Source organism: Sphingomonas sp. CFBP 13714 (assembly GCF_014842205.1).
Lineage (GTDB): Bacteria > Pseudomonadota > Alphaproteobacteria > Sphingomonadales > Sphingomonadaceae > Sphingomonas > Sphingomonas aerolata.
In genome coordinates this window covers 520,327-534,386 of sequence record NZ_JACYVG010000001.1, presented here as the reverse complement: position 1 = coordinate 534,386, position 14,060 = coordinate 520,327, and the positions used below count along the sequence as shown (strand labels likewise).

The following is a 14,060-nucleotide window of genomic DNA, read 5'->3' as shown; positions in this document are numbered from 1 at the left end:
GGCGTAGAGCCTTGTCACCGATCCTTTGGCTCGCGTGAGAGGCGGGCCATCAGGATCGCGGCGCGCTTGGCCTGGCGGCGAATGCTCGCAAGGTCGACCGTCTCCCCCGGTGCATGATCGCCGCTGCTCGCGGTTCCGAGCCCGATCAGCCCGTCGACGTCACCCGCGACGAACGCAATGTCGCCCGCACCCCGCTTGAGCGGATCGAGCGCTGCCATCTCGGGCAATCCCATGTCGCGATTGACCAGATTCAACCGGTCGAGCAGCGCGCGATTTCCCGCCGTCGGCGGCATGGCGGGATAGCCGCTTTCGAACCGGATCGTCGCATTCGTACCGGGCGCATGCGCCGCGACGATCCGCTCCATCTTCGCACGGACCCGCATGGTCTGATCTTCGCTCAGGGTTCGGAAGTCGCCACGGGCGACCGCGGTTGCAGGGATGATATTGCCCTTGCCCGTTGCGCTCGCCCGGACGCCGTCGCTGTCGAGCGCCGCCGTCGCACCGCCTGCCACCACGCCCGTATTGAACGTAAGGTTGGGTTCGGGCAGATCCTTGCGAAATACCGCCAGAATCCGGGCCATCTCGTTGATGGCGCCGTCACCATAGGCGTCCGAAAAGATCAGCGACGAATGCCCGGTCTTGCCCGACGTGGTGAGCACCCATCCGTTCGACGACCGTCGCGCGATCGATCCCATGTCGCGACCCTCGACGACCGACAGGCCTTCGAAGTCGAGCGCGATGTCGGCGCGCTTGCCCGCTGCGATCAGATCGCCCCGCGCGATCGCCACCGGGTCGCCCGCATCTTCCTCATCGCCGGTCAGTACGATCTCGATATCAGCGGCGTCCAGCAGGCCGGCGGCCTTCATCGCGCGCAGCGCCGACAGCATCACGACGATCCCGCCCTTGTCGTCGCCCGCACCTGGCCCCGTCGCGCTCTCGCCTTTGCGTTCGAACCGTTGAAACGGTGAATCCTGCTCGAAGACAGTGTCGAGATGACCGATGAGCAACAAACGTTTTGCGCCAGGCTTGCCCGGGTGCCGCGCGATCAGATGTCCCGCCCGCTGCGTCTGCTGCATCGGTTTCCAGGTCACCGCAAAGCCGAGTGGTTCGAGCTCAGCACGGACCATCGCACCGACCTTGGCGACCCCTGCGAGGTTCATCGTGCCGCTATTCTGGTCGACGAGCGTCTCGAGCAGCCCGATCGAGCGCTCATGCTCGGCATCGACGGTCGCGACCGCCCGCATTTCTGCCGGCGTGAGGCGCGCCTGCGCCGCCCCTGCGAGAAGGATACCCCCGACCACCGTCGCGACCCACCAGAATTTCTCTCGTGCCATAAGCTTCACAACTCCCTTGGCAGCATGAAAGCGGGGTTCGGCCGCCGCGTCCAGTGTCGGGAGATATGGTGGGCGCTGACGGGTTCGAACCGCCGACCTACTCGGTGTAAACGAGCCGCTCTACCAGCTGAGCTAAGCGCCCTCTCGGGATGAAACCCTGAGGTGAGGGTCCGATGCCAAAGCTATGGCGTCGGGGCAAGCCCCAAAGCACATGCGTTCAGGCGATCCGCAGTTCGTTGCGCAGGACCGCGCCGAAATAGCCACGCATTGCGTCGCGCGCGGGCGGCGACAGCGCCATATAGGCGCGGCGGCGATCATGCGGATCGGGCTGACGTTCGAACAGCCCGCTATCGGTCATGCGCGCGATCCAGCGCAACGCCGTCGTCGGCGCGACGGCTGCGGCGATGCACAGGCTCGATACCGACACTCGGCGCCGCTCTAGATCGGCGGCGTAGAGATCGAGCAGCATGTCCCAGCCCGGATCCTCGAACAGCGTGCCGCCGAAAAACTGGTCGCGCAACCGCCGCGCGCGGATCGCGCGTCGAATGTCGGTCGCGTCGTGTTGCGTCGCCCCGGGCGCCGCCTGATAGGCGACCGATCGATCGCCGACGATCGCGGGGGGATCGGACGGTCGATCATGATCTGCCTGTGTCAGCCGGGCAAGCGCCTCGGCAATGCGCCCGACCTCCGCGCTCAAACGCTCCAGCCGTGCCCCGTCGCTTTCGCGGGTGACGTCGAAAACCCCGGCAGGCTGGCGCGATCGTTCGATCGCGATCGCCACCGCGGCGACGCACTCGCCGATCCCGGGATCGACGAGCAGCGATGTCGCACCGCCCAGTGTCAGCGCAGTGATCGCGTCGATCTGGTCGGGCCGCAGCGCCACCACCAGCGCAGCATCGGTATCGGCAGCCCAGGCCACGATCTGCGCCATCCGTTCGGCGAGCAGCGGCGCGTTGATCCCCACCGTATCAACCAGAATGATACGCGGTGTCGCGGACCGATCGAGCGGGGCGTGCCAGTCGATCCGGGCCATCAGGCGCCCGCCCAGCGCACCCAGCGCGGTCGCGAGCCGATCCCCTGCCCCCGCACCGCCAAGGTCCGCAATCAGAACCGCAGCGGCACCGCCATCATAGCGTATGTCCGCCGATAGCGCGTCGATCGCCGTCATTGCCGCATCCCCCGCCAGACGCGATTAGGCCATGGATCGTACCCGATTTACACGCCAAATGGGTCGGTTCTCGGCGGATCCGGCGGACAGGCAGACGCCGTCAGTCGAGCGCCTTGACGATGTCTTCGACCATCTTCTTCGCATCCGCCAGAAGCATCATCGTATTGTCGCGGTAGAACAAGTCGTTGTCGACGCCAGCATAGCCGACCCCGCCCATCGACCGCTTGATGAACAGCACCGTCTTCGCCTTCTCGACGTCGAGCACCGGCATGCCATAGATTGGCGACGCTTTGTCGGTCTTTGCCGCCGGATTGGTGACGTCGTTCGCGCCGATCACGAAAGCCACGTCGGTCTGCGCGAATTCGCTGTTGATGTCCTCAAGCTCGAACACGTCGTCATAGGGCACGTTCGCCTCTGCCAGCAGGACGTTCATGTGGCCTGGCATGCGCCCCGCGACGGGGTGGATCGCATATTTCACGCGCACCCCTTCCGCCTTCAGCTTGTCGCCCATCTCGCGCAGGACGTGCTGCGCCTGGGCGACCGCCATGCCGTACCCGGGCACGATGACGACCTGTTCGGCCTGGCTCATCAGGAAGGCGGCATCCTCCGCCGATCCGCGCTTCCAAGGGCGGTCGCTGGCCGCCGCGGGGCCGCCGGCATCGGCAGACTGTCCGAACCCGCCGGCGATCACGCTGATGAAGCTGCGGTTCATCGCCCGGCACATGATGTAGCTGAGGATCGCGCCCGACGAGCCGACCAGCGCGCCGGTGATGATCATTGCGGTATTGTGGAGCGTGAAGCCCATCGCCGCCGCCGCCCAGCCCGAATAGGAATTGAGCATGCTGACGACCACCGGCATGTCCGCGCCGCCGATCGGCACGATCAGCAGGAAGCCGATCACGAAGCTCAGGGCCGTGATCGTCCAGAAGATCCACGGCTCCTGGTTGGTGACGAAATAGGCGATCAGCCCGAGGATCGCCGCGAGCAGCGCAATGTTGATGACGTGGCGACCGGGCAGCATGATCGGCTTGCCGCCCATGTTGCCGTTGAGCTTCAGGAAGGCGATGACCGAGCCCGAGAAGGTGATCGCGCCGATCGCGACGCCCAGCCCCAGCTCGATCCGGCTGACCGGCCGGATGATCGCGACCGGATCGCCGAGCAGCGGGATCATCAGGTCCGAGATCCCGAATGCCTGCGGGTTGAGATAGGCCGCGACCCCGACGAGCACCGCGGCGAGCCCGACCAGCGAATGGAACGCGGCGACGAGCTGCGGCATCGCGGTCATCGCGATCCGCCGGGCGGTGACGAGCCCGATCGCGGCACCGATGCCGATCGCGACGACGATCTCCCAGATGCCGACGTTGAGATGCGTGACCAGCGTCGTGACGACCGCGATGGTCATGCCGATCATGCCGAACCGATTGCCGCGCTGGCTCGTCGCCGGGCTCGACAGGCCGCGCAGCGCGAGGATGAAGCACATGCCGGCGACGAGATAGGCCAGCGCGACCCAGGGGTTCACGGCTACGTCATGCATCACTCAGTTCCCCTCGGATCCGTGACGGTCACTTGGCGACCGGCCGTTCCTTTTTCTTGTACATCGCCAGCATCCGCGCGGTGACCGCAAAGCCGCCGAAGATGTTGACGCTCGCCAGCACGACCGCGAGCAGCCCGAGATATTTCGCGACCGGCGATCCCGCTGCGGCGGACGCGATCAGCGCACCGACGATGATCACGCTGGAAATCGCGTTGGTCACCGCCATCAGCGGCGTGTGGAGCGCAGGCGTCACCGACCAGACGACATAATAGCCGACGAAGCAGGCCATGACGAAGATCGACAGGATCGCGATAAAGTCCATCTCAGCCCTCCTGAGCCCCGCGAATGTTGCGAATGTTGAGACGCAAACGGGGTTTTGTATCGTGCCGGGTCATGGCTGCAAACGCGGATTGACGATCGCGCCGTCGCGGGTCAGGCGAATCGCGTCGCCGATTTCGGCATCGAGCGCCGGCCGCCCCGTCTCCTTGTCCCAGAAGGCACTGAGAAAGTTGAACAAATTGCGGCTGAACAATGCACTGGCGTCGGCAGCGAGGCGGCTGGGGACGTTGCGATGGCCGACGATCCTGACGCCGTTCACCTCGACGATCTCGCCCGCGACCGCACCCTCGACATTGCCGCCCTGTTCGACCGCCAGATCGACGATCACCGAGCCGGGCTTCATGCTCGCGACCTGCGCGGCCGAGATCAGCCGCGGCGCGGGACGGCCCGGGATCAGCGCAGTGGTGATGACGATGTCCTGCTTGGCGATGTGCCCGGAGACGAGTTCGGCCTGCGCGGCCTGATATTCGGGGCTCATCTCGCCCGCATAGCCGCCCGTCCCCTCACCCTCGATCCCGGCGACGCTTTCGACGAAGATCGGTTTCGCGCCGAGCGACTGGATCTGCTCACGCGTCGCGGCGCGGACGTCGGTGGCGGAGACCTGCGCCCCGAGCCGGCGCGCGGTCGCGATCGCCTGGAGCCCGGCGACGCCGACCCCCATCACGAACACGCGCGCGGCGCTGATCGTCCCCGCGGCGGTCATCATCATCGGAAAGGCCCGGCCATATTCGGCTGCGGCATCGAGCACCGCCTTGTAGCCCGACAGGTTCGACTGCGAGGACAGGATGTCCATCGACTGCGCACGCGTGATCCGCGGCATGAACTCCATCGCCAGCGCCTCAAGGCCCGCCGCGGCATAGGCATCGACCCGGGCGCGCTCGCCAAAGGGATTGAAGCTCGCGACGATCCAGGCGCCGGGCGCGGCGCCCGCCAGCGTTGCCGGATCGGGCGCCTGCACGCCGAGCACGATGTCCGCGCCCGAAACCGCCGCCGCCCGGTCGGCGACGCTCGCCCCCGCATCGGCATAGGCGGCGTCGGCGATCGACGCGGACTGGCCGGCCCCTGCCTCGACCGCGAGCGTCGCGCCCAGCGCGACGAACTTGCGGACGGTTTCTGGCGTCGCGGCAACCCGCCGCTCGCCGTCCACCTGCTCCTTGAGGACGGCGATCTTCATCGGATCAGGAAATCAGCCAGATGACGATCGCGACGATCACCGCACAGGCGATCGCGCCGATCTTCATCACACCGATGACGCTGTCATAGGTCGCAGCATGACCCTTGATGTTTGCATCGTCCGCCATGATCCGTCCCTCGCCATTCTGTTATCGGTGCGACCTTATCGGGCCGGTGCCCCAGCCTCAACCCCCGCGCTTCCAAACCCCGGCTTCGTGCCGTCGTGCAGCAGCGGCGGCACGGTCGGGGCGCATCGCAACCGCCCCAAAGCGATATTTAAGTCGCCCTTTACCTGAAAAGGCTAAAGACTGTCCGCAAACGGGACAGGATTCGCCATGACGCGCAACGGGCAGCGCCTGCTACTACTGATCGACAACGAGCCTGCACAACGGCGGCTGGTGTCCGCACTGGCGTCGCGTGGCGGCTGGCGGACCGTGTTCGCGAGCGACGGCGAGATGGCGATCGCCACGCTCGGCACGCAGGACGGGATGCAGCTCGACGCGATCATCCTCGACCATTCCGCACCGCATGAGGACGCATCGGCGGTGATCGCCGAGCTGCGCAATCGCCGCCCGGCGCTGCCGATCCTGATGCTGACCGCGAACGGATCGGTCGAGCATGCGGTGAACGCGATGCGCGCGGGCGCGACCGACTTCCTGGTCAAGCCGCTCGCGCCCGACCGGCTGCTCGCCTCGCTCGACGCGGTCGTCGCCGGGACGACCGCGGGCGAGCTGCGCCCGCTGACCGAGAAGATCCCCGCGCTGCTCGCGTTCGACGAGATCGTCGGCTCGTCGCCCGATTTCCGCGCCGCGCTGGCGATCGCCGCCAAGGCCGCGCGCGGCCGCGTCGCGATCCTGCTCGAAGGCGAAAGCGGGGTCGGCAAGGAGGTCGTGGCCGAGGCGATCCATGCGGCGTCGCCGCGTGCCAAACGCCCGATGATCAGCGTCAATTGCGGCGCGATCCCCGCCAATCTGGTCGAGAGCGAGCTGTTCGGGCACGAGGAAGGCGCGTTTACCGGCGCGTTCGAGCGCAAGATCGGCCGGTTTCGCGAGGCGGACGGCGGCACATTGTTCCTCGACGAGATCGGCGCGATGCCGATCGACGCGCAGATCAAGCTGCTCCATCTGCTCGATACGGGCGACGTCCATGCACTCGGTGCGCGGCATCCGCAGCAGGTCGACGTCCGGGTGATCGCCGCGAGCAACACGACGCTGATCGACGAGGTCGAGGCGGACCGGTTTCGCGAGGACCTCTATTACCGGCTGAACGCGGTGCAGGTGACGATCCCGCCGCTGCGCGAGCGAACCGGCGACATCCCGGCGCTTGCCCGCCATCTGCTCGCGCGGATCGCGCAGCAGCCGGGACTGCGTCCGCTCGGCATCACCGACGATGCGCTGGCGCTGCTGGTCCAATATGACTGGCCGGGCAATGTCCGGCAGATGCAGAATGCGCTCTTCCGCGCCGCGGTGCTGTGCGAGAGCGACGCGCTGACGCGGGCCGATTTCCCGCAGATCGCGGCGCTCGGCAGCCGTCGCCGGCCCGAGCCCGCGACCGCGGCCGGTGGCGGCGGGGTTACGCTGTTCAGTGCCGACGGGCATCTGCGCACGCTGGAGGAGATCGAATCGGACCTCATCCGGCTGGCCATCGGTCATTATCGCGGGCGGATGACCGAGGTCGCGCGGCGTCTCGGGATCGGGCGGTCGACGCTGTACCGCAAGCTCGCGGAGCTCGGGATCGACAACGTCGCCTGACCCCAGGCGACGTTGTGCTGGAGCCGGATTAAAGGCAGCGACCTACCAGAGCACGCCCTTGACCGGCTTCAGCGGCTCGGGGGCCTCGTCGCCGATCGCCTGGAGCAGGTCGATCTCGATCGTGCGGCACATCGCGTTGAGCGGCACGTCATGGATCGTGTCGGCAAACGGATCGACGAGATCGTCGCCGATCTGAAGCACCGCGAGGAACATCAGCCCTGCGATCGTCGACCCGATCGGCGTCGCGAAGCCGAGCGTCTCGACCAGCCCGATCGGCAGCAGGATGCAGAACAGCCGGGTGAAGAGCGTCGGGAAGAAGCGGTACTGGTTGGGCAGCGGCGTGTTCTTGATCCGCTCCATCCCGCCCTGTGCATTGGCGATATCGACCAGCAGCCGTTCGAACGACGCCTGCTGGATCGTGTCGATCCAGCCGTTGCGACGGGCGATGTCGATCCGCCGCCCGGTACCGTCGAGCAGGCCGTTGGCAGGATTGGTCCGCGCGAGCGCGAACGACGCCTCGTCCTCCGACAGGAACCGCAGGACATCGGGCGCGACCGGCTGGCGACGGAGCTGACAGCGCAGCGCGTTCACATAGGCGATCTGGCGCAGGACGATCGTCCGCTTGAGATCATGGCCTTCGGGTTCGGGCAGCAGGTTGCGCGTCATGCGGGCAAGGCTGCGCGAGGCGTTGGTCATCAGCCCCCAGAGGCCGCGGCTTTCCCACCAGCGCTGATAGGCGGAATTGTCGCGAAAGCCGAGGAACAGCGCGAGCGCGGTGCCGAACAGCGTCAGCGGCAGCGACGGCGCGTGAAAGGGCAGGACATAATAGGTGATGGTCACCACGACGTCCCAGACAAAGAGCCCGAGCAACGGGCGCCACACTTCGCTGAGGATCTGGCTGAGGCGCGGTGTTGCGGTAACGATCAAACGAAAGGCTCCTTGCTGACACCTTGTCTAATGCGCGATCGCGCATTTCGCTGCAATGCGGCGATATTCCGCCCCGAACATGTGACCAGAAGATCGGCGCGGGGTCAGCCGCCGACGAGTGCGAGGTCACGCATCCCGCGCCAGACGCGCAGCGCCTGAACGGTCTCGGCAACGTCGTGGACGCGCAGGATCTGGACGCCCGCCTCGACGCCCTTGAGCGCGAGCGCGAGCGATCCGGCGAGCCGGTCGCCGACCGGGGCCTCGTTCGACAGCGCGCCGATCAGCCGCTTGCGGCTCGCCCCGAGCAGGATTGGGCAGCCAAGCCCGTGAAACATCGCCAGGCCGTTGAGCAGCGCGAGATTGTCGGCGAGCGTCTTGCCGAAGCCGATGCCGGGATCGACGATGATCCGCGTGCGATCGACGCCGCCCGCGACGACCGCGGCGATCCGCGCCTCGAGCCAGTCGAAGACGTCGGTGACGACGTTTCCGTAGCCGGTCCGCCCGTGGCCGCCCTCGCGGGGGTCGGGCGAGTGCATCAGCACGACCGGACAGCCGCTGGCGGCGACGACCTCGAGCGCGCGGTCGTCCCACAGCAGGGCGGCGACGTCGTTGACGATATGCGCGCCGGCGGCGAGCGTCGCCGCCATCACGCCGGCCTTGCGCGTGTCGACCGAGACGATCGCGCCGGCGCGGGCAAGCCGCTCGACGACGGGGACGAGCCGGGCGATCTCGTCGCCTTCCCAGACCGCCGCCGCGCCGGGGCGGGTCGATTCGCCGCCGACATCGATCATCGTCGCGCCCGCCGCGGCCATGTCGATCCCGGCGGCCGCGGCGGCGGCGGGGTCGTCGACATGCTTGCCGCCGTCGGAAAAGCTGTCCGGGGTGACGTTGAGAATAGCGGCGACGAGCGGCTGGTCGAAGCGCAGCATACGCTCGCCGAGCGCGAGCGGCGCGCGCGGCGCGGTGATCAGCGCGTGGCGATGCGCGGCGCGGTCGCCCAGCGTGGCGACGTCGGCGACCGGGATCGTGCGACGGGTCCCGTGCTCGATCACCTCATAGGCGGCGAACCACTGCATCCCGCCCGCGAGCCGCGCGACGCTGCCGTCGGGATGGCCGATCGGGGTGTCGACGAACTGGACGGGGCGGAGGTGGAGGCTGGTCATGCCCCCCTTTTCCCCAAATCCGCATGCCGTTCAAACGGCTAATCCCGTTCGTCCCGTATAGGCATCGAGCACGTCGAGATGCCGTATCGAGGGGCATGTACCTCGATACGAGCCCTCGACTACGCTCGGTCTCTACTCGGCACGAACGGCAATTCTCTAGACCGTCGTCGCCAGCAAATAGGTCTGGCGGAGGTCGTCGATCGGCTTCAGCCCCTTGTCGCTCTCATAATGCCAGAAGCTCCAGCCATTGCAGGCGGGTGCGTTCTGGAGCGTCGAGCCGAGCTTGTGGATCGAGCCGATCGTGCCGCAATCGCTGAGCAGCGAGCCGTCCGCGCGGATCGTCGCGCGCCAGCGGCGCTTGCCGTCGGTCAGCACCGTGCCGGGCGCGAGATACGCATTCTCGACGAGCACGCCGAACGCGACCTTGGGCTGTGCGCGCGGGCTCATCATCGTCGCCAGCGCGGATTCGTCGAGCGGCAGCGCGGCCTCGATCCGCTCCTGCGCCGCCTCGATATACTCGCCCTCGCGGTCGATCCCGATCCAGCTGCGCCCCAGCCGCTTGGCGACCGCGCCGGTCGTGCCGGTGCCGAAGAACGGGTCGAGCACCACGTCGCCGGGCTTGGTGCAGGCGAGCAGGATCCGGTAGAGCAGCGCCTCGGGCTTCTGCGTCGGATGGACCTTGGTGCCGTTCTTCTTCAACCGCTCGGGGCCGCCGCAGATCGGGAATTCCCAGTCGCTGCGCATCTGTAGCTCGTCGTTGAGCGTCTTCATCGCGCGGTAGTTGAAGGTGTATTTCGCCTTCTCGCCCTTCGACGCCCAGATCAGCGTCTCGTGCGCGTTGGTGAAGCGCGTGCCGCGGAAATTGGGCATCGGGTTGGTCTTGCGCCAGACGATGTCGTTGAGGATCCAGTAGCCGAGATCCTGCACCGCCGCGCCGACGCGGAAGATGTTGTGATAGCTGCCGATCACCCAGATGCTGCCATCGTCCTTGAGGATCCGGCGCGCTTCCTTCAGCCAGGCGCGGGTGAAGCGGTCATAGGCGGCGAAGGTGTCGAACTTGTCCCACTCGTCGGTGACCGCGTCGACATGGCTGCCATCGGGACGATAGAGCTCGCCGCCGAGCTGGAGATTGTAGGGCGGATCGGCGAAGATCATGTCGATCGAGTTCGAAGGCAACGCCTTCATGCGCTCGATACAGTCGCCGCGCAGGATCTGGTCGAGCGGCAGCGCGGGCTGCACGGCCGGCGCCGTTCCCTTCTTTACCGCGCGCGGCCGCGCGATCGTGTCGATCAAACCCATGTTTTTGCGCCCCTTGTCGACCCCCATAGCTGCGGAATTGTCCGACTCCGTCAAGCAGAGTTTCATGAACGGCGCGCGCGCGCGAATCCGTCGGTGCGACCAAACGAGTCGCCGTCGCCCAGATGTTGAGTCGTGACAGACTCGCGCCTCAAGCCCTTGGGGTGTGGCGCGAAAGACTCAGGTCGTCGTTTCCTTCGCGAAAAGGCCCTCGCGCGTCCGATAGGCCGCCGCGACGGGGGCGAAACTGCGGCGGTGAATCGGTGTGGGACCGTGATCGCGCAGCGCCTTCATGTGGTGCGCGCAGCCATAGCCCTTGTTCGAATGCCAGTTGTACTCGGGGTGGACGTCGGCGGCGGCGATCATGATCAGGTCGCGCGTGTGCTTGGCGACGATCGAGGCGGCGGCGATCGACAGCGATTTCGCATCGCCCCCGACCAGCGGGGTGGCGGGGTAGGTCCAGCGCGGCAGGCGGTTGCCGTCGACCAGCACATGGCCCGGCGCGTGGCCGAGCTCGGTGGCGAGCGCGTCGACCGCGAGCGTCATCGCCTTCATCGTCGCCCAGTAGATGTTGAGCGTGTCGATCTCGTCGGGCTCGACGATGCCGATGCCGACGATCGCGCAGCCCTTGAGCCGCGCACAGAGCCGTTCGCGCTCGGAAGCGGAGAGCTTCTTCGAATCGTCGATGCCGCGGGGCACGCCCTTTGGCGGCAGGATCACCGCGGCGGCGACGACCGGACCGGCGAGCGGACCGCGACCGGCTTCGTCGACGCCGGCGACGGGGCCGACGCAGAGCTTTTCATGTTTCATGCCGGGCATGTGCGGTCTTTCAGCTGGTCGAACGGGCTGACGCCGAGCGCGTGCCCCATCGGCCCGTGCCCTGCGCCAAGCCCCGGCGGCTGCGCAAGCGCGGCGCGGACGAACGCGATCGCGCGCGCGATGGCTGCGTCGAGCGGCATGCCCTGGCCGAGCCCGGTGGCGATGCCGCTGGCGAGCGTGCAGCCGGTGCCGTGCGCGTGACGGGTTTCGATGCGGGGGTTGGTCCAGAGGGTTTCGCCGGCGTCGGTGACGAGGCGGTCGGTGACGCGCGGGCCTTCGGCGTGGCCGCCCTTGATGAGCACGGCGGGCCCGAGTGCGCGTACCGCCGCCTCACCGCCGAGCGCTGCGAGTTCGGGGAGGTTGGGGGTGACGAGCGTGGCGATCCGCATGAGGCGGGCGAAGGCGGCGATCGTGTCGGGGGCGGCGAGCACCGAGCCGCTGCTCGCGATCATGACCGGGTCGAAGATGATCGGTATCGGGTCGCGGGAGAACATTGACGTCAGGCGGTCGGCGACGGCGTTGGCGGTTTCTGCCGAGCCGATCATGCCGATCTTCACCGCGTCGACGCCGATGTCGGCCACGACCGAGTCGATCTGCGCGAGGACGATGTCGGTGGGCACCGGGTGGACCGCCTGTACGCCGAGCGTGTTCTGCGCGGTGATCGCGGTGATGGCGGTCATCGCGTGGCCACCGAGCATCGTGACGGTCTTGATGTCCGCCTGGATGCCGGCGCCGCCGCCTGAATCGGAGCCGGCGATGATGAGGAGTCTCGCGGTCATTGGCGGTGCCGGGCGGGGTTGGAGGTCATGGGCTGGGCTATGGCATAGTCGGTGCGGTGCGGGACAGGGAAGCGCGACATATGTGGGCATCCTCCCCGGCGGAGGCCGGGGGCCAGTTGGCAAACGGCGCTCGCTGAGCGCAGCGCTTCGTTACCGCGACCTTGCCAACTGGGCCCCGGCCTTCGCCGGGGTGGTTGAGGTTTGGAGCAAGCCTAGTGCCGCCGGCCCGAGGCGGGTCTCTGTGGCGGGGCGTCGCCGAACCGGGTCGGACGGTCGAGGAGTTCGCCGCCGCAATTGGGACAGCGCTCGTCGAGCGCGTCGGCGCAGGAGGCGCAGAAGGTGCATTCGTACGAGCAGATGAACGCGCCGGGCGCGTCGGCGGGAAGCTCGGCGGCGCAGCGTTCGCAGGCGGGGCGCATCTCGAGCATCAGGCGGCGACCTTGCGGACGGCGTCGCAGATCCGGTCGACGACGCGCCCGACCTGACCCGGATCGTCCCCTTCCGCCATCACGCGGATGACGGGTTCGGTGCCCGACGGGCGGATGACCAGCCGCCCCTTGCCGGCGAGCTCGGCCTCGGCCTGCGCGATCACCGCTTTCACCGCCTCGTCGTCGAGCGGCTTGCCGCCGCCGAACCGGACGTTCTTCAACAGTTGCGGCAAGGGTTCGAACCGGTGGAGCACCTCTCCCGCGCGCGCGCCCGAGCGCTTGACCTCGGCGAGGATCTGGAGGGCTGCGACCAGGCCGTCGCCGGTCGTGGCATAGTCGCTGAGGATGATGTGCCCCGACTGCTCGCCGCCGACATTATAGCCGCTCGACCGCATCTTTTCGAGCACGTGGCGATCGCCGACCTGGGTACGGACCAGTCCGAGCCCCTGCGCGGCGAGATGGCGTTCGAGGCCGAGATTGGACATCACGGTGGCGACGAGGCCGCCGCCCTTGAGCCGCCCCTGCCGCGCCCAGCTTGCCGCGATCGTCGCCATCAGCTGATCGCCGTCGACGATCGTGCCGGTCTCGTCGACGACGATCAGCCGGTCGGCGTCACCGTCGAGCGCGATGCCGATATCCGCGCCGCTCGCGACCACCGTCTCGGCAAGCGCCTGCGGTGCGGTCGATCCCACGCCGTCGTTGATGTTGGTGCCGTCGGGCGTCACGCCGATCGCGACGACGTCCGCGCCGAGCTCCCACAGTGCCGAGGGGGCGACCTTGTAGGCGGCGCCGTTCGCGCAATCGAGCACGATCCGCATCCCGTCGAGCCGTAGATTTTCCGGGAAGGTCGACTTGGCGAAATGGATGTAGCGCCCCTGCGCATCGTCGATCCGGCGCGCGCGGCCGATCTTGCTCGACGCGACGAGCGGCACATCACCGTCGATCAGCGCCTCGATCGCCGTCTCCGCCTCGTCGGACAGCTTGAAGCCGTCGGGGCCGAACAGCTTGATCCCGTTATCGGCATAGGGATTGTGGCTGGCGGAGATCATCACGCCGATATCCGCGCGCATCGACTGGGTCAGCATCGCGACCGCAGGCGTCGGCATCGGCCCGACCATCACCACGTCCATGCCGACGCTGGTGAACCCTGCGACCAGCGCGGATTCGAGCATATAGCCCGACAGCCGCGTGTCCTTGCCGATCACCACGCGGTGGCGATGATCGCCGCGCAGGAAATAGGCGCCCGCCGCCATGCCGACCTTCATCGCCATCTCCGCGGTCATCGGCGATGCGTTGGTGGCACCGCGAATGCCGTCGGTGCCGAAATATTTCCTTGCCATCGTCAATGC

14 protein-coding genes and 1 tRNA gene are annotated in these 14,060 nt (G+C 67.6%); 1 reads left to right on the top strand and 14 read right to left on the bottom strand.

The features are described 5' to 3' along the window. Nucleotides 1–14 precede the first annotated feature (14 nt). The 7 genes from IFT54_RS02650 to IFT54_RS02620 form a co-directional block, all read right to left on the bottom strand. Nucleotides 15–1,334 carry a M20/M25/M40 family metallo-hydrolase gene (locus IFT54_RS02650; protein ID WP_192069480.1) on the bottom strand — a complete coding sequence of 440 codons (1,320 nt, stop codon included), beginning with the start codon at nt 1,332–1,334 and terminating at the stop codon, nt 15–17. Nucleotides 1,335–1,400: 66 nt separating this feature from the next. Continuing rightward, a tRNA-Val gene (locus tag IFT54_RS02645) sits at nt 1,401–1,476 on the bottom strand. A 75-nt stretch (nt 1,477–1,551) separates the two neighbouring features. After that, a complete protein-coding gene (locus IFT54_RS02640) occupies nt 1,552–2,502 on the bottom strand; it encodes a hypothetical protein (protein WP_192069479.1) in 951 nt (316 codons plus the stop codon). Nucleotides 2,503–2,602: 100 nt separating this feature from the next. Next, nucleotides 2,603–4,036, bottom strand: coding sequence for an NAD(P)(+) transhydrogenase (Re/Si-specific) subunit beta (locus tag IFT54_RS02635; RefSeq protein ID WP_192007935.1), 1,434 nt, complete (start codon nt 4,034–4,036; stop codon nt 2,603–2,605). Nucleotides 4,037–4,064: 28 nt separating this feature from the next. After that, a complete protein-coding gene (locus IFT54_RS02630) occupies nt 4,065–4,358 on the bottom strand; it encodes an NAD(P) transhydrogenase subunit alpha (protein ID WP_031394789.1) in 294 nt (97 codons plus the stop codon). A gap of 69 nt (nt 4,359–4,427) precedes the next feature. Then, nucleotides 4,428–5,549 carry an NAD(P) transhydrogenase subunit alpha gene (locus tag IFT54_RS02625; protein ID WP_192069478.1) on the bottom strand — a complete coding sequence of 374 codons (1,122 nt, stop codon included), beginning with the start codon at nt 5,547–5,549 and terminating at the stop codon, nt 4,428–4,430. Nucleotides 5,550–5,553: 4 nt separating this feature from the next. Beyond that, on the bottom strand, nt 5,554–5,676 hold the full coding sequence (locus IFT54_RS02620; protein ID WP_031396100.1) for an aa3-type cytochrome c oxidase subunit IV: 123 nt from the start codon (nt 5,674–5,676) through the stop codon (nt 5,554–5,556). A gap of 207 nt (nt 5,677–5,883) precedes the next feature. On the opposite strand from IFT54_RS02620, the gene IFT54_RS02615 reads away from it, so the two are divergent. Further along, entirely contained in the window at nt 5,884–7,299 is a 1,416-nt protein-coding gene (locus tag IFT54_RS02615; RefSeq protein WP_031439238.1) for a sigma-54-dependent transcriptional regulator, read from the top strand. A gap of 42 nt (nt 7,300–7,341) precedes the next feature. Here the strand turns inward: IFT54_RS02615 and IFT54_RS02610 are convergent, their stop codons facing one another. The 7 genes from IFT54_RS02610 to glmM all read right to left on the bottom strand — a co-directional run bounded on the left by IFT54_RS02610 (nt 7,342) and on the right by glmM (nt 14,051). After that, nucleotides 7,342–8,226 (bottom strand): bestrophin family protein, encoded by an 885-nt coding sequence (locus tag IFT54_RS02610; protein ID WP_031396098.1) that lies wholly within the window; start codon nt 8,224–8,226, stop codon nt 7,342–7,344. A 104-nt stretch (nt 8,227–8,330) separates the two neighbouring features. After that, on the bottom strand, nt 8,331–9,389 hold the full coding sequence (folP, locus tag IFT54_RS02605) for a dihydropteroate synthase (protein ID WP_192069477.1): 1,059 nt from the start codon (nt 9,387–9,389) through the stop codon (nt 8,331–8,333). A 156-nt stretch (nt 9,390–9,545) separates the two neighbouring features. Beyond that, nucleotides 9,546–10,688, bottom strand: a complete 1,143-nt coding sequence (locus IFT54_RS02600) for a site-specific DNA-methyltransferase (RefSeq protein ID WP_037531642.1) — start codon at nt 10,686–10,688, stop codon at nt 9,546–9,548. Nucleotides 10,689–10,865: 177 nt separating this feature from the next. Further along, the gene (locus IFT54_RS02595) at nt 10,866–11,504 is read right to left on the bottom strand and encodes a ribonuclease HII (protein WP_192069476.1); all 639 of its coding nucleotides are present in this window, start codon (nt 11,502–11,504) and stop codon (nt 10,866–10,868) included. Next, nucleotides 11,492–12,283: a bifunctional hydroxymethylpyrimidine kinase/phosphomethylpyrimidine kinase gene (gene thiD, locus IFT54_RS02590; protein ID WP_192069475.1), complete on the bottom strand. Its 792-nt coding sequence runs from the start codon at nt 12,281–12,283 to the stop codon at nt 11,492–11,494. Before thiD ends, IFT54_RS02595 begins: the two co-directional genes overlap by 13 nt. Nucleotides 12,284–12,495: 212 nt before the next feature. Beyond that, nucleotides 12,496–12,711: a DUF1272 domain-containing protein gene (locus IFT54_RS02585; RefSeq protein WP_031395385.1), complete on the bottom strand. Its 216-nt coding sequence runs from the start codon at nt 12,709–12,711 to the stop codon at nt 12,496–12,498. Continuing rightward, on the bottom strand, nt 12,711–14,051 hold the full coding sequence (gene glmM, locus IFT54_RS02580) for a phosphoglucosamine mutase (RefSeq protein WP_056673574.1): 1,341 nt from the start codon (nt 14,049–14,051) through the stop codon (nt 12,711–12,713). The genes IFT54_RS02585 and glmM overlap by 1 nt, the downstream gene beginning before the upstream one ends. Nucleotides 14,052–14,060 lie beyond the last annotated feature (9 nt).